We start from the raw sequence: 25221 nt of genomic DNA, 5'->3' as shown, positions 1-25221 counted from the left end.
GAAAGATCGAACGCGAGAGGACGCGATGCTGATTTCCGATTCCCTGCCACAGTTGTGGCTGAGTTACGTTGTATTATCGCTGCTGGTACTGGTCACCGGCTACCTCGGGGTGCGCTTTTTGCCCAAGTTACCGCGTTGGGTCGTGACCGGCGCGGTCGCGGGGATGTTGTGGGCGGTAGCGCCGTTTACCTCGCCCTTGTTGGAGGACGGTGAACATTATTCCGGCTTCGCGCCGGCCATCGTAGTAGCTGCGGTGGGCGTTTTGCAGGGCGATGGTGGCCAGATTGCCGTGGCCACGCCGCTGTTGCTAGTCGGCATGGCAATAGGCGGCGTGCTGGGGGCGCTGATGTGGATATGGCGCCAGCGTCGCAATAGCGATGATGATAACGACGCACCGCGCGGCGGTGGCAAGCAGCGCAAATCGCCTAGCGGAAATGCTGGGAACGATGACGCTCGGCGTCGCGAGCCGGTGCTCAACTGACACTCTCTGATATCTGCATTACAAAAGAAGGAAGGGTCATGCGAGCGCTGTTCGCGTTGCTGTTGTTGTGCGTTGGCGGGGGGCTCTCGCCCCTCGGTTGGGCACAGGAATCCGCCGTATCCCAGACGCCGGATGTCCGCATGATTTTCGACGTCTCGGGGAGCATGAAAGCCAACGATCCCGGCAACCTGAGGGCCTCGGCCCTGCAATTGGCGGCGACCTTGTTGCCCTCACAGGCGCGTGGTTCGGTGTGGACGTTCGGCTCTCAGGTACGCAATCCACTCCCTGGTGGCAAGGTCGACGCACAGTGGCGGCGGCGTGCTCGGTCTCTGGCCCCGCAACTGGTCGACTATCAGCAATTCACGGATATCGAAGGGGTGCTGCGTGACGCCACCGACGCCCCGGGTGGCAAACGGCATGTGGTGCTGTTGACCGACGGCATGGTCGATCTGCCTGGGAGTGGCGAGGAAAAGCGCACCCGCGATACAGCATCGCGCGAGACATTGCTGACATCGCTGGCGCCTGAGCTTGCCTCGCGCGATGTGGTGGTGCATACCATCGCGCTATCGCATAACGTGGATCGCGAGCTTCTCGAGCGGGTATCGCAGATTACAGGAGGCTTGGCGGCGGTGGCCGAAACGCCCGAAGCGTTGCTGCGGGCGTTTCTCGATGTGCTCGAACGTATCGTGCCCAGCGATCAGTTGCCGCTTGAAAAGGGCAGCTTCGACGTCGATGACGAGGTCGAGGGCTTCAATGCGTTGCTGTTTCACGACGAGGACGCGCCCGAGATCGCCTTGGTGGGCCCCGATGGTGAACGCTATACGCGTGACGACCATCCCGATGACATGCTTTGGCAGAGCAACCCGCGTTATGATTTGATTCGTGTGCCCGAGCCGCAGGTGGGCGAGTGGCATATCGAGGGGCCGGTGGGAAGTGATAGTCGCGTGAGCATCGAGTCGCCGCTTCAATTGCGTAGTGATACTCTGCCGCCAACCTTGTATCTGGGTTTCGACGTGCCGCTCGATGCCTGGCTGGCCCGCGAGGGCGAGATTCTCAAAGGCAATGCATTGCCGGACGACGTGCGCCTTCGTGGAGAATTGCGCGGGCTCGATGACGAAACGCTGGCTTCCACATCCTTGAAAGCTGGTGACGATGGGCATTTCACCGGGACGCTGGCGGCACCCGAGAAGGCAGGCAATGCTCGCTTGGTGCTCAACGCCGATAGCGACTCATGGCAGCGCGAGCGCGTGCAGGGCGTCAATGTCGTCCCCCCCGTGACCGCAACGCTGAACGACGATGCCACGCAGGTCACGCTGGAAGCGCAGCATCCGCGCCTGAACGTCGACAACACGCAGATCTCGGCGAACCTGTTGGGCGAAACGCTCGACGTGATGCCCGATGGCGAGCGGACGTGGCAGGTCGCACTGCCGGAGATCGATCCCGAGCAATCGGTGCCACTAGATCTTGATGTGTCGGTGACGCTCGATGATCGCACTTGGTCCATCGCCTTGCCCGCGCTACGACTCAATCCCGAGGCCCGTATCGGTGTCTCCGGGGCCGATGTCGATGGCGATGGACCGCGGACCGAAGCGTTGCCGGACGATGATAATGCCGCCACCCAAGAGGAGGAAAATGGCGCACGAGAAGAGGGCAACTTGACCGCCCTGGCCGGCGCGCTATGGGGCAAGGCCGGCGACGAGTGGCAGGCGCTGCGACCGCATGTCGAACCCTACGCCAAGCGTCCCACGACCTGGGCGGTGTTCGCCGCGCTGTTATTGGCGTTGGTGCTCTTGTGGAGGCTTCGTCGGCATTCTAGACGGCGTCGTCATCGACGGCGGCACGAACCGCAGGTATAACCACCAGCAAGGTTTAGAGCCTCGGCATGATTTCCGGGGCTCTTTGTCTTCCGTTTCTCGTGAACCGTTCTTTATGAACCCTTCTTTGTGAATATGTATCGGTGGGCGATATTGAACGTTAGTTTCAATCGACTGTTTTAATTCCTGTTGGCCTGTTATAACGGAAACGGCACTGTCCATGATGTTGTCCGATGGATGTCGAACAATGTTTCATCACGCACGTCGAACCGGCTGGTGTCGTGGCTGGTGTCGCGCTATCTTGCGGAAAGCCTGTGTTTTTTCAGTATGACCAGGCTCGAGATTCAATAATAAATGTCGGCACCATGAAGTCGACCCGGTCAGCGGAGATATAAGATGAGCCACGCCACCTCGCCGGTCGTTTCCGGTCCGCCTCTCGAAGGAATGGAAGAGTTCGCCTCGGTCAACGAGGTATTCGCCCATACCTGCGGACGTTTCGCCGACAAGCCGGCATTCACCTGTATGGGGCAAACGCTGAGCTATGCGGAGCTCGAACGCCTCTCGCGGGATTTCGCTGGCTGGCTCAGCGAGGAAACCGATCTCGTGCCGGGAGACCGCATCGCCATCCAGTTGCCCAATGTGCTGCAATTTCCCGTGGCGATCTTCGGCGCCATGCGTGCCGGGCTGGTGGTGGTCAATACCAATCCGCTGTATACCGAGCGTGAGATGGCGCATCAATTTCAGGATGCCGACGTCAAAGCGATTCTGATTCTCGCCAATATGGCCGACAAGCTCGAACGAATACTGCCGCGCACGGCGATTCGTCATGTGTTGGTGACCGAACTCGGCGACATGCATGACTTCCCCAAGCGCACGCTGATCAATGCCGTGGTCAAGCACGTCAAGAAAATGGTGCCACGCTACACATTGCCTGAGGCGACACGTTTTCGCGATGCTCTGATGCGTGGGCGAGGGCAGTCGAGTGAAGCGGCCATATGCCAGACTGATGACGTGGCCGTGTTGCAGTACACCGGCGGTACTACCGGCGTGGCCAAGGGCACCATGCTCACGCATCGCAACCTGATCGCCAACATGCTGCAAACGCGCCAGATGATCGCCGGACTGATCGAGGAAGGACGCGAGACGATCATCGCGCCTCTGCCCGTCTATCATATCTACACCTTTACGGTGAATTGCCTGTTCACCATGGTCACCGGCAATCACACTGTGCTGATTCCCAATCCGCGTGATATCGATGGCTTCATCAAGACGCTGCGCAAGACCGAGTACACTGGCTTCGTGGGGCTCAATACGTTATTCAACGCGCTGTGTCAGCGCGAGGACTTTCGAGCTCTGGATTTCTCGCGCCTCAAGCTGACCATCTCCGGTGGCATGGCGCTGACCAAGGCCGCCGCGAAACGTTGGGAAGAGGTCACGGGCTGCGCGATCCTGGAAGGCTACGGTATGACCGAGACCTCGCCCATCGTATGCGTCAATCCGCCGGACGGTATTCAACTGGGCACCATCGGCAAACCGGTACCTGGGACCTCGATCAAGGTGATCGGTCCCGAAGGAGAAGAAGTTGCGCGGGGCGAGCCCGGCGAGTTGTGCGTCCAGGGGCCGCAGGTGATGAAAGGGTATTGGAACCGCCCCGAGGATACCGCCAAGACGCTGGACGCCGAGGGTTGGATTCGCACCGGCGATATCGCCGTGATTCAGGACGACGATTACGTGCGAATCGTCGACCGTAAGAAGGACATGATTATCGTCTCCGGCTTCAACGTCTATCCCAACGAGGTCGAAGACGTGGTCGCCACGCACGAGGATGTGATCGAGGTCGCTGCCATCGGGGTGTCCGACGATGCCACCGGCGAGGCGATCAAGCTCTTCGTGGTGAGCCATAACGAGGCGCTGGATGCCGACACGTTGCGCGCTTGGTGCAAGCAGGAACTCTCTGCCTATAAGGTGCCCAAGCTCATCGAGTTTCGCGATGAGCTGCCCAAGACCAACGTTGGCAAGGTGCTGCGCCGCGAGCTCCGCGATGACCAAGGCGGCAAAGAATCGGCGCCGGGTGACGGGGCAAGATAGGCGCGAGGTCGGCCTTGGCGTTACAATTGACGGCTCGCCTTCCTGTGGAGGCGAGCCGTTTTGCTGATTTCATGAGGCGCCCTTGAGCACGACACCGACGAGCGATTCCCACGATCAATTGGCGCAACTGCGCGCGCAACTCGACGACTGCCTGCTGCGTGATGCCCACGATCAAGGGAGGCGTCTCGACAAGCTGGTAGGACGCGCGCGCGGCGGCAAACCCATCGACCGTTCGCTGCGCGAGATCGAGACGCGTCTGGCGCGCTCGCGCGAGGCTTTGGCGGCGCGGCGTGCCCAGCCGCTGACGCTGAATTATCCCGAGCACCTGCCCGTGGCCGAGCGGCGTGACGACCTGCTGGCGGCGCTCGACGAACATCAAATCGTCGTGGTGGCGGGGGAAACCGGCTCGGGCAAGACTACCCAGCTGCCCAAGCTATGTCTCGAGTTGGGGTTGGGACGGCGTGGCCTGATCGGCCATACGCAGCCCCGGCGTCTGGCGGCGCGAACCGTCGCCACGCGCCTCGCCGAAGAACTGGAAGTACCGTTGGGGTCGCAGGTCGGCTACCAGGTGCGCTTCACCGACCAGACCGATGAGCGCACTCTCGTCAAGCTGATGACCGACGGCATCCTGCTCGCCGAGACGCAGAATGATCCGGATCTGACGCGCTATGACGCGATCATCATCGACGAGGCTCACGAGCGCAGTCTCAACATCGACTTCCTGCTCGGTTATCTCAAGCGTCTGACCGAACGGCGTCCGGATCTCAAGATCATCATTACCTCGGCGACCATTGACGTTGAGCGCTTCAGCCAACACTTCGGGCGTGAAGGCAAACCAGCCCCGGTGGTCGAGGTGTCGGGGCGCACCTACCCGGTGGATGTGTTCTATCGGCCGCTGGTCCGCGATGCCGACGACGAGGAAGACCGCTCCCTGCAGGAAGGTATCCTGCATGCGGTGGAAGAGATCGAGACCATCGAGCGCGAACGGCGGTGGTTCAGCGGCCCGCGTGATGTGCTGATCTTTCTGCCCGGTGAGAGGGAAATCCGCGAGACGGCGGATACTCTGCGGCGTGCCGATCTGCGGGGCACCGAGATCCTGCCTCTCTATGCGCGGCTCTCCAATGCCGAGCAGAATCGCGTGTTCCAGTCGCACACCGGGCGCCGCATCGTGCTGGCCACCAACGTGGCGGAAACCTCGCTGACCGTGCCGGGCATCCGCTATGTCATCGACCCCGGCCTGGTGCGCATGAGCCGTTATAGCTACCGCGCCAAGGTCCAGCGCTTGCCTATCGAGCCGGTCAGTCAGGCCAGTGCCGATCAGCGCAAGGGGCGCTGCGGGCGTATCAGCGAGGGCGTGTGTATTCGCCTCTACAGCGAGGAGGATTTCCTGGCGCGGCCGACCTACACCGAACCCGAGATTCAGCGCACCAATCTGGCCTCGGTGATCTTGTCGATGCTGGCGTTGAAGCTCGGCGACATCGAAGCATTTCCCTTCGTCGACGTGCCGGATTCGCGCTTCGTCAAGGACGGTTATCGTCTGCTCTATGAGCTGGGGGCCGTGGGGGCGGACAATCGCTTGAGCGAGCTGGGGCGGCGTCTGGCGCGCTTGCCCATCGACCCACGCCTGGCGCGCATGGTGCTGGCCGGCGCCGAGCAGGGCAGCCTGCGCGAAACCTTGATCGTGGTCAGCGCGCTGGCCGCCCAGGACCCGCGTGACCGTCCGGCCGACAAGCGCCAGGCCGCCGATCAGCAACATCGCCAGTGGCAGGACCCCGAGTCCGACTTTATGGCCTGGCTGAACCTATGGCATGGCGTCGAACATGCGCGCGAGACATTGTCCGGCAACCAGCTACGACGTTGGTGCCGTGACAATTATCTGAGTTATCTGCGACTACGCGAATGGCACGATACCTTCCGGCAACTCAAGCAACTGACCCGCGACATGGGCCTCGAGTCCTCCAGTGCGGTGCTGCCGCCCAAGGAAGATGCTCCTGCGACGGCGCACCCACGTGTCGACGGCGAACGCCTGCATAAGGCGTTGCTCTCGGGTTTGCTCTCGCATCTGGGGACGCTTCAGGAAAATCGCGAGTATCTGGGTGCGCGCAATCGCAAGTTCATGATTCATCCCGGCTCGGGGTTGGCCAAGAAGACGCCCAAGTGGGTCATGGCCGGCGAGCTGGTGGAAACCTCGCGACTCTATGCGCGTGACGTAGCGCGTATACAGCCGGCCTGGGTAGAGCCCATGGCCGAGCATCTGATTAAGCGCAGCCATAGCGAGCCGCATTGGGAAATGAAGCGCGGTCAGGTCGTCGCCTTCGAGCAGGTCACGCTGTTTGGCCTACCCATCGTCACCGGGCGGCGCGTCGACTATGCTAAGGTGGCGCCGGCAGAGGCGCGCGAAATATTCATCCGCCGCGCTCTGGTGGAAGGTGAGTATCGCAGTCAGGCCGATTTCTTCCAGCATAATCGCGCCTTGATCGACGACGTCGAGGAACTCGAGGACCGCGCCCGCAAGCGCGATATTCTGGTCGACGAGGAGACGCTGTTCGCCTTCTACGATGCGCGTTTGCCGGCGGATGTCGCGGGCGCCCGTAGCTTCGAGCGCTGGCGCAAGAAAGCCGAGCGCGAGGCGCCCGATGTGCTCAAGCTCGATCGCGACACACTGATGGCGCGCGACGCCGATGAAATCACGCAGGAAGCCTATCCCGATGTGTTGGTACACAATGGCGTGCGTTACCCGCTGAGCTACCATTTTGCACCCAGGCAACCCGACGACGGCGTGACCTTGACGGTGCCGGCGGCGATGCTGTCGCAACTGCCCGAAGGACGCCTCGAATGGCTAGTGCCGGGGCTCTTGCGTGAGAAGTGTATCGCGCTGCTCAAGACGCTGCCCAAGGCGATTCGCCGCCAGGTGGTGCCGATTCCCGACTGGGTGGATGCCGCCCTGGCGACACTGGTGCCCGATGAGCGCCCGCTGACCGAGGCGCTGGGCGAGTTCCTGCGTCGACGCACCGGCGTGCGCTTGGGCCCCGAAGACTGGCATACCGAGGCCCTCGAGGCGCATCTGGTCATGAATCTGCGCGTGGTCGATCATGACGGCAAGGTGCTCGGCGAAGGGCGTGACTTGAGCGCCCTCAAGCAGCGTTTCGATGAGGCGGCAAGTCAAGGCGCGAAGGCCCTGGCAGCGAGTGGGCCGACGGCTGAGGCGCTGGACGAGTTACCGGCACAGGCGATCCCCGAATCGCGTTCCACACAACAGGCGGGGATTCGCGTCGAGGCCTATCCGGCATTGGTCGATCAGGGCGAGAGTCTGGCTATTGAATCCTTCGATCATCCAGACAAGGCACACGCGGTGCATCGTCATGGGGTCAAGCGCGCGGCGATGCTGCGCCTGCCCGAACAGGTGCGCTATCTTGCCCGCGAGCTCAAGGGCGTTGACCGCTGTGCGTTGCTGTTCGCCAAGGTGGGCAGCAAACAACAACTCGTCGACGACCTGATCGAGGCGGTCTTCCTGCAAGTTGTCGCCGTGGATCCGTTGCCGCGTGATCGCCAGGCCCTGGAAGCGCGCATCGAGGTAACGCGAGGCGAGCTCGTCGCGCATGCCGAATCCCTGATAGCGACCCTCCAGAAGGCCTTGGAGGGGCATCTTGAAGTGACCAAGGCGCTCAAGGGCAACCTCAATTTGTCCTTGGCCTTGGTCTACAGTGATTTGAAAGCCCAAATGGGACGTCTGGTGTATCCCGGCTTCATCAGCGACGCCGAAGCCTGGCTCGAGCAGTATCCGCGCTATATGCAAGCAGCGCTGATCCGGCTCGAAAAGGCGCCGCGTGAACGCAACCGTGACCAGGCCGCGATGCAGCAGGTGCATGAATTCGAGGAGCGCCTGCACGCGCGCCTCGAGGCCGATCGGCGCGAGGGGCGTCGCGACCCACGTTTCATCGAGTTCGGCTGGTGGATCGAGGAGTTGCGGGTGTCGTTATTTGCCCAGCAGCTCGGCACCTTGGCGCCGGTCTCGGACAAGCGCCTCGAACGTCGCTGGGCGGAGCTGACGGGACGTCAGCAGTGACACCGCGCCCTCTAACGATTACACGCCAAGCGCACCTGGGAGCACGCTCATGACGCACGCGGTCATCACCGGAACGGGACTCTACACGCCCCCCAACGTCATCGACAACGCCACGTTGGTGGCCTCGTTCAATGCTTGGGTGGACCTTGAAAACGCGCGCCACCACGAGGCGATTCGAGACGGACATCGCGAGCCACTCGAGCATTCGAGTAGCGAGTTCATCGTCAAGGCTTCGGGAATTCATAGCCGCTACGTGGTCGAGGCGGCGGGGATTCTCGATCCCGACCGCATGCGTCCGCAATTGGCACCACGCGCCAATGACGAGCTCAGCGTGCAGGCCGAGATGGGCTTGGAAGCGGCGCGCCAGGCGCTGTCCAATGCTGCAGTCACGCCCGACGCATTAGATATGGTGGTCGTGGCATGCTCCAACCTGCAGCGCGCGTATCCGGCCATCGCCGTGGAGTTGCAGGCGGCATTGGGCGCTGGCGGGTACGCTTTCGACATGAATGTGGCGTGTTCCAGCGCGACCTTCGCCATTGATTTGGCCAACAATGCGATCCGTGCCGGCAGCGCCAAGCGTGTGCTGGTGGTGAGCCCGGAAATCTGCTCGGCGCATCTCAATTTCCGCGATCGCGATAGTCATTTCATCTTCGGCGATGCGTGCACGGCGGTGCTGCTGGAGGCCGATGACGTGGCGCGAGCGGAGGAGCGCTTCGAGGTCATGAGCACGCGCTTGGTGACGCGTTTCTCGAACGCGATTCGCAACAATTTCGGCTTTCTCGACCGGGTGACGGAGCATAGGATCGATGCCGAACCGGCGTTCGTCGCCGATAAGTTATTCGTGCAGGAAGGTCGTCGGGTCTTCAAGGAGGTGTGTCCGCTGGTGGCCGAGTTGATTGGCGCTCACCTCGAGGAGCAGAATGTGGCACCTTGTGATCTCAAGCGGTTGTGGCTGCATCAGGCCAATCGTCATATGAATGATCTGATCGCCCGACGCGTGCTGGGGCGTGCTCCTGAGGAAAGCGAGGCACCAGTGATTCTCGACCGCTATGCCAACACCAGTTCAGCCGGTTCGATCATCGCCTTTCATCTGCATCGTGACAACCTGGCCGTGGGGGATGTTGGGGTGGTCTGTTCGTTCGGAGCCGGCTACAGTGCGGGCAATATATTATTGCGGAAGGTGAAGGCTTGATGAAAATGACCAAGTGGCTGGCCGCGGCATGCATGGTGGCGGCGGTAAGCGGCTGCGCGACGCAAGGCCAGATGGATGCTAATCCTGACGACCCCTGGGAGGGGTATAATCGTAAGGTGTTCGCTTTCAACGACACACTGGATCGTTATGCGTTGAAACCTGTCGCTCAAGGGTATGATTATGTAACCCCCGAGCCGGTCCAGTCTGGAGTCGGCAATTTCTTCAGCAACCTGGGGGAGATTGGCACCACAATCAATAGCGTATTGCAGTGGAAGTGGGCCAATGCCGGCGTTGCGTCCGGGCGTTTCGTGGTCAATTCCATTCTGGGGATCGGTGGCATTCTTGACCCTGCCACGCGCATGGGGCTCGTCGAACGCGAAGAAGATTTCGGCCAGACGTTGGCCACTTGGGGCGTCGCTGAAGGTCCTTACGTGGTGTTGCCAGTGCTGGGCGGACGCACGCTGCGTCATACCTCGGGATTGCCCGTGGATTGGTATACCGACCCGGTGACCTATGTCGAAGAAGATTCGGTGCGCTATGGTTTGCGCTTCGTCGATCTCATCGATACCCGAGCGGGACTCCTTGATCGCGAAGAGCTGATTAGCGGCGATCGTTACAGCTTCATTCGTGATGCGTATCTCCAGAACCGGCGCTTTGAGGTCAACGACGGTGAAACGGGAAAAGATCCCTTCGCCAGCGGTGATTTCGGCGACGATTTCGAATACGACGAAGACGCCTTCGCCGATTGATCCCGAGGCCCCTGCATGGCCAACGCACGTACTCTGATCGGTCTTCTCGACACGCCCGGCGCATCGCGAGATGCGCTGGCACGTCTCATTGGAAGCGGGCAGTTTGCCGTATTGGCGACGACGTCCGTAGACGCGTTACCCGACGACGTGGCCTTGGTAGTCGCCCATGTGCGTGCGGTCGCACGGGATGACTGGGCCTCGTTGGCCGCGCGCTGGCCGACAATCGTCATTAGCGAGACACGCCTCGATGGCGATCTGCTGCAGGCCGTGGACGCCGGGTTGGTCGATTATCTGGTCGAACCTGAATGTCATGGCGACATCTTGCGTCGCTTGATCGATCGCTCCATCGAACATCATCGGTTGACCCAAGAGCACGCTCGCGACCGTCAACGCCTGGCCGAGCTCAACGAAAGCCTGGAAACCCACCTGGCCATGCTGCGTCTCGACCAGCAGGCCGGTTGGCAGATCCAGCGCAAGTTGCTGCCTGCCAGCCCGATAACGCTGCATGGCGTGAGGGCCGATTACTGGCTAGCGCCATCTCTTTATCTGTCGGGCGACTTTCTGGACTTTCAACGTTGCGATGCACGCTACAGTTTCTTTTATTTCGTCGATGTCTCGGGGCATGGAGCGTCGTCGGCTTTTGTGACTGTGCTGCTCAAGTACCTCAGCAATCGCTGGCTGACGCAGTGGCGGCAACAGGCGGCGGAGACCTTCCCCGCACGCTGCCTGACGGAGCTCAATCGAGAGCTGTTGGAGACGGGTATCGGCAAACATGCCACGGTGTTTGCCGGAGTGCTTGACCACGAGCAACGCTATCTCCACTATTCGCTCGGCGCGCAGATGCCGATGCCCTTTTTGCAAGTGGATCGCGAAGTCAGCGTGCTTGAGGGCGAGGGGCCGCCGGTGGGGTTGTTTCCCCATGTCGAGTTCCCCACCTATGGCTGTACATTGCCGGAACGATTCCGCCTTTGGCTTTGCTCCGATGGCATACTGGAGTGCTTGGGCGGCGATACCCTCGATCAGCGTCTCAAGGCACTGAAACACCGGATTGCCTCTTGTGCGTCGGTGGACGCGTTGAAAGACGGGCTCGTTCTGGGCGATGAATTGCCGGATGATCTCACCGTGATGACTTTGAGTGGATTCGACCATGCATGAAGGGCGTATTCAGGCGGCGTTCGACGCCGGTGTGTTCGTGCTCAAGCTCAGTGGTGACGTGCGTCTGACGTTGTGCGCGACGCTCGATCAGCAGGCGCAGCGTGTGGCCGAGAGCCCGGGCCTTGTCGCGGTGATGATCGACCTGCGCGAGGCGACGAATGTCGACTCCACGGCGCTGGGCTTTCTGGCTAAAGTGGCGATGGCTGTCCAGGGGCGTCTCGAGCAGCCGCCAACCATCGTGGCCGAGCATCCCGACGTACGCCGTATGCTCGACGTCATGGGATTTTCGCGTTACTTCACCTTGCTAGAGGCTCCTTTAACCGAACCGGCGAGCCTTGATGAGTTGCCGCAGGTAAGTGCCGATGAGCATGACATGCAGCAACGCATCCTCGAAGCACATCGTATCCTCATGCGAATGAGCGAACACAATCGCGATGAGTTCCAACCGCTGGTTGACCTGCTCGAAGAGCAGAAATCCGACGAGGAGTGTTCCAAGACGCATCGTTGAGCCTCGGGCCATTCACCCGAGGCGCGAGCCTTGCGTCATAAAGCGGCGGTCAGTGCCGGCGGTTGCGTCTCCATCGGGGTGTCCTTGTCTCGTGGGGCCGGCGACATGTCGTGCGATGACGAGGCAGTGGGCCTGGCGTCGGTTTCCTCGAGCACGAACTCGCTTACCGAGGCATGCAGGCGTGTGGTTTCTTCCCCTAATGTGGTAGCGGCGTGTGTGGCCTGAGTGGCCATGGCGGCATTGCCCTGCGTTAGTTGCTCCAACTGCTCGACTGCGCGGTCGATCTGCTCAATACCTTGATGCTGTTCTTGGTTGGCGTCGGCAATCTCACGCATGAGCTGAGCGGTCTTTTCTACGGAAGCGACGAGTTCGCCAATGGTGGCACCGGTTTCCTTGACGCGTTGGCGACCGGCTTCAACGTTGCGTCTGGCGTTGTCGGTGAGCGAGCGGATATCGCGTGCGGCGTCGGCGCTTTGGCTGGCGAGGCGCCTGACTTCGGTGGCGACGACCGAAAATCCTCTGCCATGCTGGCCGGCACGCGCCGCTTCGACCGATGCATTGAGCGCGAGAAGGTTGGTCTGGAATGCCAGTGAGTCGATCATGGCGACGCTATCTTCGACCCGACGCGAGTCGGTATGGATGTTGTCTATCGTCGTGGTGACCTGCGATACGGCTTCCTGCCCCCGCTCGGCTGAATGCGAGGCAGTGGCTGCCAAGGTGAAGGCACGCTCGGCGTGCTCGGCGTTGCGCCCCACGGTGGCGGTCAGTTGTGCCATGCTGGCGGCCGTCTCTTCCAGGGCGGCGGCTTGCCGCTCGGTTCGCGCGGACAAGGCGTGGCTATCTTCGGCAATACGCTGGGTATCACGATGAATTGTCTGACTGCTGGTACGCACCTCGCCGACATTGGCAGCGAGGCGCTGGCGCATACCATCGAGCGCTTCGAACAGGCGGCGAACGTCGCGTTGTCCCCGAGCAGTGACTGGGCTATCCAGGCGCCCCTCGGCAATGCGCTCGAAATGCTCGATTAGGCCATTGAGCGGCGCTACCACGCGTCGCGTCATGCCCCACATGACGAAGGCAATGGCGATCAGCGAGGCGACAATGGCGGCGCCGATCAAGAATCGGAGCGTGTCGGCCATGACACCGAAGTCGTCGACCAGGGTTGCGCTTTGCTGTTGGCTGGTGGTCATGAAGGCATCGGCGCTCTCCATGAAAGCGGCATTCATGTCGTGCAAGCGCGACTGCCCGGAGCGGTAACCGCTCAGGTCGCGCGCCGTGCTGTCGCCGGCGGCGAGGCGCTCGTTGGCTTCCTGTAGTTGCATCAACTGCAGTGACATGCCGGTATTGACCAGCGAATGAAAGCGTTGGCTCAGCGTCTCGAGTGCCGGGGAGGCGGCGGCGGGCTCGAGTCGTTCGAAGGCTTCCTGCGCTCGGGTCATCAAGGCCTCGGCCTCATCGATGACTGGCCCCGGCGGATCGAACGACGGGCGCTCGAGTAGCGATGCGGCACGGTTCATGGCCAGTTGGGCACGCAATGTGTCGACATAGACGTCATCGAGAATGGTGGTGCGCTCGACGTTGAGGCGATCGAGCGTGTCGAAGGCATGTTGACCGACATGCAACGCATATCCTCCTAATAAACCGACGGCGATCACTATCAAGCTGAATGCCCCCAGCACCAGCATGCTGATGGCTCGGATTGTCAGCGGTGGTAAACGGCGAGGCAAAGAAACGCGCATGTGTCATTCCCTGTGTCTTTTTTTGATGGCGACGAAAATTGGGCTTGCGATGCGGCTGACATAATGCCGCGGGATTGTTTCGATTTATGGACACAAGGGCGATGCTCGGTCCCTAGCGTGACCGTAATCGGCTATGATGAGCGCACTAGCTTTTAGCCTTCTTCATGATCGAGTGCCGAGCTTCTAGGGCGTCGGCGCTTAGACGTACGTTTTTCGGGAGATTTCGTGACTCAACTCAATGCGCGGCGATTGGCTTTTTTGGTGGCGGCCAACACCGCCCTGGCGCCTTTTGCCATCGATGCTTATCTACCCGCCATGCCGACGCTCGCCGAGGCGGTGAATGCCAGCGTGCATCACACCGAACTGTCGCTGAGTGTGTTCCTGTTCGGGTTTGCTATCGGGCAGCTGTTATGTGGGCCACTATCGGATCGCTTGGGCCGGCGCCCGGTGCTGTTGAGCGGTCTGGTCGTGTTCTTGTTCGCCAGTCTGGGCATCATGCAGGTGTCGTCGCTGGAAACGCTCTGGGGACTGCGCTTCGTCCAGGCCCTGGGCGGTGGGGCCTGCGTGGTCAACTCGGCGGCCATCGTGCGCGACTGTTTCAGTGGGCGCGAGGCTGCCAAGGTGATGTCGACCATGGCAATGATCCTGATGTTGGCGCCGCTCGTGGCGCCGACGGTGGGGAGCGTGCTACTAGGGATCTTCAACTGGCAGTCGATTTTCCTGTTCCTGGCCTTGTATGCCGCATTCCTGTTGTTCTTCCTGGGCACACGACTGCCCGAGACCCATGGGCGCGATCCCGATGCGCCGTCGCCACGCCAAGTGCTGGGCAATTATGCCAGCGTGATTCGTCATCGCGAGGCGATGGGGTACATCTGTGCGGTGTCGATGTCGTTTGCGGGCATGTTTGCCTTCATCACCGGCTCGCCGTACCTGTACATGGAGCATTACGGCATTTCGGCGGCGGTCTATCCGTTCGTGTTCGGGGCCAACATCTTGGTCATGGCCTCTTCCAACCGACTCAATATCTATCTGTTGAAGAAACGCACGCCGCAGCAAAATCTCGTGGTGGGGCTGGGCATCCAGTTATGTGCCGGGGTGGCCTTGGTAGCGTTGATCCTGTCGGGTATGGACTCGATCTACAGCGTGGCGCCGCTGATGGTGGTGTTCGTGGGTATGCAGGGGCTGATCGCGCCGAACGCGATGTCCTCCATGCTCGATCACTTCCCCAAGATGAGCGCGACGGCGACGGCCCTACAGGGATGTCTGCAATTTTCCAGCGGGGCCTTCGCCGGCATGCTGGTGGGGGCCTTCGAGATCGCCAGTGCCTGGCCGACGGTGCTGACGATGCTGGGCGCTTCCGTGTTGGGCAATATCGGCGTGCGGGTACTGGCCGGCCGGGCCTTGGGGGCTCAGGAGGAAGGCGCAGTGGCCGAGCGGTAGACGAGGCGTGACTCGGAGTGACATTCGTCATCTTTTGTCATGAAGCTGTCATCTTCATTGGGCATCTTAGGTGTCGCGAAGGTTGAACACTCTCATCGACAGGAGTTACCCGCATGAACCGTATCCTCAAGACTACCGCGTTGGCCGCTGCCGTGATGAGCGTCGCAGGCGTTGCCCAGGCTCAGGACGACACACGTGAGCAGCTACGCATCGTCGGTTCCAGCACCGTCTATCCGTTCGCCAGCTACGTTGTCGAGGAATTCGGCGCGACCACCGATTACCCGACGCCCGTCATCGAATCCACGGGTTCTGGTGGCGGTCTGCGCTTGTTCTGTAACGGGGTCGGGCTGGATACGCCGGACATCACCAACGCCTCGCGCCGCATGAAGCCGTCCGAGTTCGAGCGTTGTCAGGAAAACGGCGTAACCGACATCACCGAAGCCAAGATCGGTTACGACGGTATCGCGTTCGCCGAGTCCAACGTCAACGAGCCGGTCAACTTCACGCGTGAGCAGCTGTTCCTTGCGTTGGCCGCCAAGGTGCCCCAGGACGGCGAGTTGGTCGACAACCCCTATACCAAGTGGAGCGATATCGACTCCTCGTTGCCGGATCGCGAGATCATGGTATACGGCCCGCCGACTACCTCCGGCACGCGTGATGCCTTCGAGGAGCTGGTGATGGAAGCCGCTTCCGAAGACATGGACGCCTATGGCGGTGAAGGCTATACCGACATCCGTCAGGACGGCCCCTACGTTGACGCCGGCGAGAACGACAACCTCATCGTTCAGCGTCTCCAGGAAAACACCACCTCGTTCGGTATCTTCGGGTATTCCTTTCTTGAAGAGAACGCCGACGCCCTGACTGCCGCAAGCATCGATGGTGTGGCACCCGAGCCCGAAGCCATCAGCTCCGGTGAATATCCGGTGTCGCGCTCACTTTTCTTCTACGTTAAGAACCAGCATGCCGATAGCGTGCCGGCCATGTATCCCTACGTCGACCTGTTCATGAGCGAGCAGATGATCAGCCCGATGGGCTACCTCAAGGGCCTGGGTCTGATCCCGCTGCCCGAGGACGCACGTGAGCAGGCGCGCAGCGATGTCGAAAATCGCGAGAGTCTCGAACTCAGCGATCTGAAGTAAGGTCGTACGCGGACCGATGAAGTGGCCGGCGGCTTTTGCTGCCGGCCCATTTGCGTGACGAGCCCTACGGGGTTGATGGCTCCCACCGGGAGCAACGTTATCCTGAGAGACCGACATGACGACGAATACCGTCTTCCTGCTGTTCTGCGCGGTACTCTTGGTGCTTGGGGGAGTCGCCTTTACCCTGAGCCGCGCCAAGGCCTCGCGCGTTCGTGCCACGGGCACGGCGATGCACGCACAGCCGGATCAATACGCCTGGTTCACGGTCCTCGCCACCGCTGGGCCAGCGCTTCTGGTCAGCGCCCTGGGGGCGTTTGCCCTGTTGCTGATGGGGGCGGAGATCCCCACGCTCTATCTGTTGACGGCGAGCCTGATCATTGCGGCGATCGGCTTGGTCATGGGGCTGAATCAAGTGCGCCCCGATTTCCATGCGCGACGCGCCATCGAAGGGGTCATTCGCAAGCTGCTAGCAGCCGCGGCGATGATCTCTATTCTCACCACGCTGGGCATTTTACTGTCGATCGTCACCGAGGCCCTGCGTTTCTTCCAGATGCATAGCTTCTGGGACTTCGTGTCCGGCACTACCTGGAATCCGGGAGCGAGCTTCCTCGACGCCGCCGGACGTGGCGACGAGGGCGGCAGTGCCGCACAGTTCGGGTCGATCCCGCTCTTCGCCGGCACGTTCATGATCACTCTGATCGCCATGCTGGTGGCTATTCCCTTCGGTCTGGGCGCCGCCATCTACATGGTGGAGTTTGCGCCCATGCGCATTCGCAAGGCGGCCAAGCCGGTGATCGAGGTGCTGGCGGGGATCCCTACCGTGGTATATGGCGTCTTCGCGGCCTTGACCGTGGCCCCACTGGTGGTGGATATCGCAGGGCTGTTCGGGCTCGATGCGTCTTACTCCAATGCCCTGGCACCGGGCTTGGTGATGGGCATCATGATCATTCCGTTCATCTCCTCGCTCTCTGACGATGTCATCAACTCGGTCCCCAATAGCCTGCGGGAAGGGGCCTTGGCACTGGGTATCACCAAGGCGGAAATGGTGCGCAACGTGGTCGTGCCCGCCGCCGCGCCGGGGATTATCTCGGCCTCATTACTGGCTATCTCCCGCGCCTTGGGGGAAACCATGATCGTGGTCATGGCGGCCGGCATGCGTCCCAACCTGACCGCTAATCCGCTGGAAGACATGACCACCGTGACGGTGAGTATCGTTGCGGCGCTGACCGGCGACCAGGAATTCGAAAGCGCCCAGACACTCTCGGCCTTTGCCCTGGGGCTGGTGCTGTTTATCGTGACGCTGACGCTGAATGTGGTGTCGGTATTCATGATTCGCCGCTTCCGCGAGAAGTATCGCGTCAACAACCTGTAATCCGATAGGTCGAGACCATGAGCCAATCGTTCGAAGAAATTTCCGCGCAGCTCAAGAAGCGCCATCGGCGTTCGGCGCGCATGAAATGGATGACCATGGGCGCCTTGATTCTATCGGCGGCGTTTCTGGTGGTCTTCATTTCCGACATGGTGGTGCGCGGATGGCCCGCTTTCCAGCAAGCGCAAATACAGACCGAGGTCAGCTATAACGAACAGTCCCAGAAGTTACCACTCGCGGCTGTCGATGAAGACGTCCGGCCGCTGATTTCGCGCGGCTTTTTCCGGCCCTTGCCGCGAAGAATGGAAAACAATCCAGCGTTGATGGGCACGACGCAGACCCAATGGGTCATCGCCGATAGTCGTGTCGATCAGTATCTCAAAGGGAACGAGGATCGGCTGCGCCCCGCCGACAAGGAAACGCTCCAGGCATTAGTCGAAGAGGGGCGCGCGGAGCTGAAGTTTAATACCACCTTCTTCACTACCGGTGATTCCAAGATGCCGGAACTGGCGGGGATTGCTTCGGCGGCTATCGGCACGGTAATGACCATGCTGGTCACCATGGCGGTATGCTTTCCGATCGGCGTGATGACGGCCGTCTATCTCGAGGAGTTCGCCCCCGACAACAAGCTGACTCAGATCATCGAAATCAATATCAACAACCTGGCGGCCGTCCCCTCCATCCTGTTCGGCCTGCTGGGGCTGGCGATCTACATCAGTTTCTTCGGGGTGCCGCGTTCCTCGCCGTTGGTGGGCGGGCTAACCTTGGCGTTGATGACGTTGCCGGTAATCATCATCTCGACGCGCGCGGCCTTGCGCAGTGTGCCGGACAGCATTCGTCACGCGGCATTCGGCGTGGGTTGCTCGCGCTGGCAGGTGGTACGCGATCACGTACTGCCGGTCTCGCTGCCGGGCATTCTGACCGGTTCGATCATTGGCCTAGCGCAAGCCATGGGGGAGACCGCACCGCTGATCATCGTAGGTATGGTGGCCTTCATACCCGATGCCTCGATATCGATCACGGGCGCCTCGACGGTCATGCCGGCGCAGATATTCACTTGGGCCAGCGAGCCGAATAGCGCCTTTGCCGAGAAAACGGCGGGCGGCATCCTGGTGCTTTTGGCGGTGCTGATCTTCCTCAACGCTCTCGCCGTCTGGCTACGCAACAAATTCGAACGCCGCTGGTAAGCGACTTCCGACAGGACACCATCGCCATGAACGACACGACCCTGCAAAACTTTCAAACGCAGCAAGATTCGCCCACGGCATCCGAAAGCGCCGTGCGTACTTCATACAATGAGGCGCCGACACCTAACAAGGGACAGCCGGTAACACGCAACGAAAGCGTCGAAGAAAACCTGAGCGTACGCGTACGCGATCTCAGCCTGTGGTATGGCGAGCACCAGGCGCTGGATGACATCAGCATCGATATATTTGCCAATACCGTCACTGCTTTGATCGGTCCGTCGGGCTGCGGCAAGTCCACCTTTCTGCGTTGCCTCAATCGCATGAACGATTTGATCAGCAGCGTGAGCATCAAGGGATTGGTGGAAATGGATGGCCACGACGTTAATGCCCGCGGCATGGACGAAGTGGCCCTGCGTCGCCGCGTGGGCATGGTGTTCCAGAAGCCGAATCCGTTTCCCAAGTCGATCTATGAAAACGTCGCGTATGCGCCGCGCATGCATGACATGGTTAGCCGAAAGGCCGACCAGGACGAGCTGGTGGAGCGCGCGTTGCGCGATGCGGGGCTGTGGAACGAGGTCAAGGACAAGCTGCACGAGCCGGGCACTTCGCTATCTGGCGGTCAGCAGCAGCGCTTGTGCATCGCGCGTGCGATCGCAGTGCGTCCCGACGTGATCCTAATGGATGAGCCAACCTCGGCGCTCGACCCCATCTCCACGGCGACCATCGAAGACCTGATGGACAAGCTGAAGAAGGACTTCACCATCGTCACCGTTACCCACAACATGCAGCAGGCAGCGCGCGTGGCGGATTACACAGCCTTTTTCCACCTTGGTGAAATGATCGAATACAACGCGACCAAGCAGATGTTCGCCAACCCGCATACCAAGAAGGCGGAGGACTACATTACCGGACGTTACGGCTAATGGTCTGACACCGCGAATGATTTCAAGGGCGCTTCGGCGCCTTTTTTTTGCGTGTTGCCGCCTGGCTTCCGGTGCTTGCCAAACACTGGATATATGGCAAGTCGTGCTTACGACGTGATGCGTTGATAGCCACCGACGACCCCCGGCTTGGCAAGTACCCACTGCCACAATTGAATGTCACGGGCACGGAAGGCCGCTGCGCAGGATAGCAGGTAGTAGCGCCACATGCGGTAGAACTCGTTGCCGTAGCGTTCCTTGAATTTCGGCCAATGCGCTTCGAAATTCTCCCACCAGGCCATCAGCGTCTTGTCGTAATCGGCGCCGAAGTTGTGGAGGTCCTCGGTGACGAACAACCCGCCGGCCGCATCGCCGATCTGGCCGATGGAAGGCAGGTCTCCGTTGGGGAAGATGTACTTGTCGATCCACGGGTCCGGTGTGCTCTCGCGGACGTTCTTGCCAATGGTGTGCAGCATGAAGAGGCCGCCTTCCTTGAGGCAACGATGGGCGACTTCCATATACTCGCGGTGATTCTTGCGACCCACGTGCTCGAACATGCCGATGCTGATGATGGCGTCGAACTGCTCGTCGATCTCGCGATAGTCCTGAAGCCGAAATTCCACGGGAAGTCCCTTCTTCATCAAGGATTTCCCGTAGTCGGCCTGCTCGCGCGAGATGGTGAGTCCAACGCATTCCACCCCATAGTGCTCGGCGGCGTAGGCCATAAAACTGCCCCAGCCGCAGCCAATATCCAGAATGCGCATGCCGGGCTTGAGATCCAGCTTACGGCAGATCAGATCGAGCTTGGCCTCCTGAGCGGCATCCAGGTTATCGGCGTCATGCCAGTACCCGCAGGTATAGGTCATACGCTGGTCGAGCATGGTTGCGTAGAAGTCGTTACCCAAGTCGTAATGCGCTTCACCGACTTTCCATGCACGTTTGACGCTCTGCAGGTTCGTGAGCTTGGCGCGCAAGGCGTGAAAGACCAGCTTCGAAGGCTGAACGGTTTTGTCGATATCGGCGCATAGCAGCCGGAAGAAAAACTCGTCGAGGCGTTCAGCGTCCCATTGACCGGCCATGTACGTCTCGCCGAGCCCGAGATTGCCTTCGGCGAGCGCACGATCAAAGACATCCGTGGAATGGACCTGCATGTCCCACGGGCGCGTTCCGTTGATCTGGATGTCGGCGCGAGCCAAGAGATCGACGACGAAACGATAGCTCTTGTGCTGCTCGATGGCTTTGGCGGTAGTGCTGGTTTCCTTGAGTGGAGCATTCACTGCAATGTTTCCTCTTGCTCATGCCTCCAGTGGGGTGGAAGCTTATTTTGGCTTTTCGCTCTGCTATTAGGCTAGTCGAACATTATACGGCATTGACACCGTTTGCACGCTACCGAGTTGATAGTTTTTATAGATTGTGCAACCCATGAGCAATCTATAGGTAGAGCGCTGCATGCTCTGTCAGACCCGCCACTGGTATATGCATCCTCCTAGTCCCTGGATTGGGCTCATTGCGTCTGGCGGGGCAAGCCCATCGCCATGATGGCACTGGCGGCGACCAGCACCGCGGACACTGCCAGACAGGGTGCTAAGCCATGGGCCTGGTAGACCCAGCCGGAGAGGACCGTGCCAACGAGACGTCCCATGGCATTGGCCATGTAGTAGAACCCCACGTCCATGGAGACGCCCTCGGCGCGTGCGAAGCGCACGATCAGATAGCTGTGCCAGCTCGAATTGATGGCGAAGAGTACGCCGAAGGCCAGCAGCCCCACGATCAGCCAGGTGACGGTGGTTGCCAGCGGCGTGAAGGCGAGTAGGGCGGGGAGCAGGGCGAGTGCCGCGGCCAGAACCACGGTGATGCTGCGTGTATCGCCGTGCAGATGTCGCGTGATGCGCGGTGCCTGGGTCTGAACGCCGCCGTAGCCGATCACCCAGACGGCCATCAGGATGCCGACGCTCCAGAAGTTCCAGCCGTGCTGGTCGTAGAGAAACACCGGCAATGCCACCACGAACCAGATGTCGCGTGAGGCGAACAGGCATAGGCGTGCCGCCGCGAGAACGTTGACCGCGCGCGACGTGGAGAAGACCTCGCGGAACTTGGGCTTGGCTTTCTGGCGGCCTAGGTCGGCACGCAAACGCCATAGCGACAGCCCCAGCACCACGGCCAGCATCACCCACATGGCGAGTATCGCGCCTTGGAAACCGATCAGCGTCAGCAACAAGCCGCCGGCGAAGAAGCCGGCCCCCTTGAGGGCATTCTTGGACCCCGTGAGGATGGCCACCCAGCGATACAGCGCGCCCTGGGCATTGCTGCTGTCCTTTGGGACCAGCACCTTGACCGCGCTCTTGGCGCTCATCTTGTTGAGGTCCTTGGCGACCCCTGAGAGCGCCTGGGCGGCCATGACCCAGGGCACCGTCAAGGCCGATGCCGGCACCAGCAGCATGCCCAGGGCGACCAGTTGCAGCCCCAGACCGAGGTTCATGGTGCGGTTGAGACCCAGGCGGGCACCGAGCCAGCCACCGACGAAGTTGGTGACCACACCGAACGCCTCGTAGAACAGAAACAGCAGGGCGATTTCCAGCGGCGAATAGCCAAGCTGATGGAAATGCAGCACCACCAGCATGCGCAAGGCGCCGTCGGTCAGCGTGAAGGCCCAATAATTGCCCGTGACCAGCAGATACTGGCGTATTTCGAAGGGCAGGGCGCGCAGGCGTTGCAGGGTAGTCATTGTGCTGGTTCCCGGGCGTTGCCGACTTTCAAGGCCAGTTCGGCGGTACGATTGGCATAGCCCCACTCATTGTCGTACCACGCATAGAGTTTTACCTGGGTCTCGTTGATCACCATCGTCGATGGGGCATCGACGATCGCGCTGCGCGGATCGGTGCGATAGTCGATGGAAACCAGCGGACGCTTCTCGTAGCCCAAGATGCCGGCCAGCTCGCCATTCGCGGCTTGTTCCAGGGCAGTATTGACCTCGTCGACGTGGGTGGCACGTTCGACTTCGAAGACCATGTCGGTAAGCGAGGCGTTGGCCAGCGGCACGCGCACGGCGAGACCGTTGAGTTTGCCTTCCAACTCGGGAAAGATCGCCGTGATCGCCTTGGCCGAGCCGGTCGTGGTGGGGATCAGACTCATGCCACAGGCGCGAGCACGGCGTAGATCCTTATGCGGCGCATCGAGGATCGTCTGGGTATTGGTGATGTCGTGCACCGTGGTCATCGAGCCATGGCGGATGCCGAAGGTTTCGTGAATCACCTTTACCACCGGTGCCAGGCAGTTGGTGGTGCAACTGGCCGCGGTGACGATGCGGTGTCGCTCCGGAGCGAAATCGCCATCGTTGACGCCCATCACCACGTTGAGCACCTCGGGGTCCTTGACCGGCGCGGAGACCACGACGCGCGGCACGCCTTGATCGAGGTAGGGCTGCAGTTTGGCGGCCTTGGTCATGGCGCCCGAGGCTTCGATCACCACGTCGCATCGGGACCAGTCGCTGTCGGCGAGATCGCGATGGGTACTGAAGATGATCGAGGTGTCGTCAATGACGAGCGAATCCGCCTCGGCGCGAATGCCCGTGCCGGGGGACCAGTGGCCGTGTACCGAATCGAATTCCAGCAGATGGGCGAAGGTTGCCGCGTCGCCGCCGGGATCGTTGATACGAACGATCTCCAGGGAGTGCGTCGCGCGCGACGCCCACAGGACGCGCAGGGCAAGGCGGCCGATGCGCCCGAAGCCGTTGATGCCGATGCGTAATGTCATGCGATGTCTCCTGAAGTGGAGGAAAAGGGGGCCGGCCTGGGCTCGGCGTGGCAAGCCGCCTGACGTCGGCTGGCGGTGCCGGCGTCGGCGAGTCGTCGGTGAGCCGTGATGACCTCCGGCGGCGCGGCGTCGCGCGAGGCCTCGAGGATGATCGAGACCCATTCGGGCAGCGTCGGCTCGAGGCGATAGAAGATCCAGGCACCGCGGCGGCGACCGCGTAGCAGGCCGGCACGACGCAGGTAGGCCAGATGGCGCGATATCCTGGGCTGCGGGGCCGCCAGGGCCTCGGTCATTTCGCAGACGCACAGCTCGGGTTCGGTGCAGAGCAGCAGCGTCAGCGTCAAGCGCGTCTCGTCGGCGAGACAGCGGTGCAAGGCCGCCGGGGTCAGCACTGCCGTGGTCACTGGCTCAGGCCTCCCGGGACTGAACGCTCAACCATAGCCGCAGACGGCCACGAATCTCTTCGAGGGTCTGGGTATAGGCGCCGTCACGCGGATTGAGGCGCGGATCCAGGATATCCCAGAACAGCAGCTCGTCGGTGTTGCCTGCCCAGTCCCGGCAGCGCTGCTGGGCTTTTTCGCAGAGGATGATCACGCTGTCGAAATGCTCGCCGGCATAGGCCTCCAGCGATTTGCTGGCCAGCCCCGTGGTATCGATGCCCAACTCTGTGAGTGCCTGCAGTGCCGCCTGCTGCGGCTCATCGGGTTCGACGCCGGCGCTGTAGGCCTCGAAGCGCTGTCCGGCCATGTGACGCAACAGGGCTTCGGCCATCAACGAGCGGGCCGAGTTGGCATTGCAGAGAAAGAGAACGCGTTTTTTGCTCATGGGTCAGCCTCGTGGGATATATGGCTAGACGAATATGCCCGAGATCCATGTCATTTCGATGAACGTGCCGGGCTCTACATGCCACGTTGATTGACGCGCCGAGATACCTCTTCGGCACTCTCCTTGCGTTCGGAGTAGCGGTCGGTGAGCAGATCGCTGCGGTCGCGCGTCAGCAAGGTGAATTTCATCAACTCTTCCATCACGTCGACGATACGGTCATAGAGCGGCGAGGGCATCATGTGGTTGTCGTCGCCGAACTCCAGGAACGCCTTGGGCACCGATGACTGGTTGGGGATGGTCAGCATGCGCATCCAGCGACCGAGAATGCGTAGCTGATTGACCGTATTGAAGGACTGCGAGCCGCCGCAGACCTGCATGACCGCCAGGGTCTTGCCCTGGGTCGGGCGGACGCCGCCCAGCGCCAGTGGAATCCAGTCGATCTGTGCCTTCATGATGCCGGTCATCGCGCCGTGACGCTCCGGGGAGCACCACACCATGCCTTCCGCCCACTGCGCCAGCTCGCGGAGCTCCTGAACCTTGGGGTGCGAGGCGTCCTCGCTGTCCGGCAAGGGCAGGCCGCGCGGATCGAAGCATCGTGTCTCGGCGCCCATGGCAGTGAGCAAACGCGCGGCTTCCTCGCTGACCAGACGACTGAACGAGCGTTCACGCAGCGAGCCATGCAGCAGCAGGATGCGCGGCGGATGCGTGCTGAGTCGGGGCGCCATCAGCGTATCGCCATCGGGAACGGCGAAAGATGTGGTGTCGAGATTGGGAAGGTCGTGCATGAACGACTCCT

Annotated in this window: 20 protein-coding genes; 13 read left to right on the top strand and 7 right to left on the bottom strand. The window is 61.1% G+C overall.

What is annotated here, in order from left to right; translation table 11 throughout:
* The first annotated feature begins 25 nt into the window (after positions 1-25).
* The 8 genes from LUN51_RS15495 to LUN51_RS15460 all read left to right on the top strand — a co-directional run bounded on the left by LUN51_RS15495 (position 26) and on the right by LUN51_RS15460 (position 12053).
* Positions 26-481 (top strand): hypothetical protein, encoded by a 456-nt coding sequence (locus LUN51_RS15495; protein ID WP_097023148.1) that lies wholly within the window; start codon positions 26-28, stop codon positions 479-481.
* Between the two features lie 38 nt (positions 482-519).
* On the top strand, positions 520-2337 hold the full coding sequence (locus LUN51_RS15490; RefSeq protein ID WP_277811953.1) for a vWA domain-containing protein: 1818 nt from the start codon (positions 520-522) through the stop codon (positions 2335-2337).
* 354 nt (positions 2338-2691) lie between these two features.
* Positions 2692-4383 carry an AMP-binding protein gene (locus tag LUN51_RS15485; RefSeq protein ID WP_277811952.1) on the top strand — a complete coding sequence of 564 codons (1692 nt, stop codon included), beginning with the start codon at positions 2692-2694 and terminating at the stop codon, positions 4381-4383.
* An 82-nt stretch (positions 4384-4465) separates the two neighbouring features.
* Positions 4466-8449 (top strand): ATP-dependent RNA helicase HrpA, encoded by a 3984-nt coding sequence (gene hrpA / locus LUN51_RS15480; protein WP_277811951.1) that lies wholly within the window; start codon positions 4466-4468, stop codon positions 8447-8449.
* Between the two features lie 49 nt (positions 8450-8498).
* On the top strand, positions 8499-9641 hold the full coding sequence (locus LUN51_RS15475) for a beta-ketoacyl-ACP synthase III (protein ID WP_277811950.1): 1143 nt from the start codon (positions 8499-8501) through the stop codon (positions 9639-9641).
* The gene (locus LUN51_RS15470; protein ID WP_097023153.1) at positions 9641-10390 is read left to right on the top strand and encodes an MlaA family lipoprotein; all 750 of its coding nucleotides are present in this window, start codon (positions 9641-9643) and stop codon (positions 10388-10390) included. The genes LUN51_RS15475 and LUN51_RS15470 overlap by 1 nt, the downstream gene beginning before the upstream one ends.
* 15 nt (positions 10391-10405) lie before the next feature.
* Entirely contained in the window at positions 10406-11545 is a 1140-nt protein-coding gene (locus LUN51_RS15465; protein WP_097023154.1) for a PP2C family protein-serine/threonine phosphatase, read from the top strand.
* Positions 11538-12053 carry an STAS domain-containing protein gene (locus LUN51_RS15460; RefSeq protein WP_097023155.1) on the top strand — a complete coding sequence of 172 codons (516 nt, stop codon included), beginning with the start codon at positions 11538-11540 and terminating at the stop codon, positions 12051-12053. The genes LUN51_RS15465 and LUN51_RS15460 overlap by 8 nt, the downstream gene beginning before the upstream one ends.
* Before the next feature lie 35 nt (positions 12054-12088).
* Here the strand turns inward: LUN51_RS15460 and LUN51_RS15455 are convergent, their stop codons facing one another.
* Positions 12089-13792, bottom strand: a complete 1704-nt coding sequence (locus LUN51_RS15455) for a methyl-accepting chemotaxis protein (RefSeq protein ID WP_277811949.1) — start codon at positions 13790-13792, stop codon at positions 12089-12091.
* A 225-nt stretch (positions 13793-14017) separates the two neighbouring features.
* Here LUN51_RS15455 and LUN51_RS15450 point away from each other — a divergent pair, with 225 nt between their 5' ends.
* From LUN51_RS15450 to pstB, 5 genes are all read left to right on the top strand, one after another.
* Entirely contained in the window at positions 14018-15232 is a 1215-nt protein-coding gene (locus tag LUN51_RS15450) for a Bcr/CflA family multidrug efflux MFS transporter (protein ID WP_097023157.1), read from the top strand.
* A 113-nt stretch (positions 15233-15345) separates the two neighbouring features.
* Positions 15346-16371 (top strand): PstS family phosphate ABC transporter substrate-binding protein, encoded by a 1026-nt coding sequence (locus LUN51_RS15445; RefSeq protein ID WP_097023158.1) that lies wholly within the window; start codon positions 15346-15348, stop codon positions 16369-16371.
* A 115-nt stretch (positions 16372-16486) separates the two neighbouring features.
* On the top strand, positions 16487-17743 hold the full coding sequence (pstC, locus tag LUN51_RS15440; RefSeq protein ID WP_097023159.1) for a phosphate ABC transporter permease subunit PstC: 1257 nt from the start codon (positions 16487-16489) through the stop codon (positions 17741-17743).
* Positions 17744-17760: 17 nt separating this feature from the next.
* On the top strand, positions 17761-18927 hold the full coding sequence (gene pstA / locus LUN51_RS15435; protein WP_277811948.1) for a phosphate ABC transporter permease PstA: 1167 nt from the start codon (positions 17761-17763) through the stop codon (positions 18925-18927).
* A 26-nt stretch (positions 18928-18953) separates the two neighbouring features.
* Complete coding sequence (gene pstB / locus LUN51_RS15430) at positions 18954-19850, top strand: phosphate ABC transporter ATP-binding protein PstB (RefSeq protein WP_277811947.1); 897 nt, start codon at positions 18954-18956, stop codon at positions 19848-19850.
* 107 nt (positions 19851-19957) lie between these two features.
* On the opposite strand, the gene cfa is transcribed toward pstB, so the two are convergent.
* From cfa to arsH, 6 genes are all read right to left on the bottom strand, one after another.
* Positions 19958-21124, bottom strand: a complete 1167-nt coding sequence (gene cfa / locus LUN51_RS15425; RefSeq protein ID WP_277811946.1) for a cyclopropane fatty acyl phospholipid synthase — start codon at positions 21122-21124, stop codon at positions 19958-19960.
* Positions 21125-21351: 227 nt separating this feature from the next.
* Complete coding sequence (arsJ, locus tag LUN51_RS15420; protein WP_277811945.1) at positions 21352-22572, bottom strand: organoarsenical effux MFS transporter ArsJ; 1221 nt, start codon at positions 22570-22572, stop codon at positions 21352-21354.
* Positions 22569-23600 (bottom strand): ArsJ-associated glyceraldehyde-3-phosphate dehydrogenase, encoded by a 1032-nt coding sequence (locus LUN51_RS15415; RefSeq protein WP_277811944.1) that lies wholly within the window; start codon positions 23598-23600, stop codon positions 22569-22571. Before LUN51_RS15415 ends, arsJ begins: the two co-directional genes overlap by 4 nt.
* Positions 23597-24004 carry a metalloregulator ArsR/SmtB family transcription factor gene (locus LUN51_RS15410; protein ID WP_257467279.1) on the bottom strand — a complete coding sequence of 136 codons (408 nt, stop codon included), beginning with the start codon at positions 24002-24004 and terminating at the stop codon, positions 23597-23599. Before LUN51_RS15410 ends, LUN51_RS15415 begins: the two co-directional genes overlap by 4 nt.
* Positions 24005-24008: 4 nt before the next feature.
* Positions 24009-24425: an arsenate reductase ArsC gene (locus LUN51_RS15405; protein WP_277811943.1), complete on the bottom strand. Its 417-nt coding sequence runs from the start codon at positions 24423-24425 to the stop codon at positions 24009-24011.
* A gap of 74 nt (positions 24426-24499) precedes the next feature.
* Positions 24500-25210 (bottom strand): arsenical resistance protein ArsH, encoded by a 711-nt coding sequence (arsH, locus tag LUN51_RS15400; protein ID WP_277811942.1) that lies wholly within the window; start codon positions 25208-25210, stop codon positions 24500-24502.
* Between the last annotated feature and the right edge of the window lie 11 nt (positions 25211-25221).

The sequence above is a fragment of the Chromohalobacter canadensis genome (assembly GCF_029544075.1).
Lineage (GTDB): Bacteria > Pseudomonadota > Gammaproteobacteria > Pseudomonadales > Halomonadaceae > Chromohalobacter > Chromohalobacter canadensis_A.
This window is presented reverse-complemented; position numbering and strand designations above follow the sequence as displayed.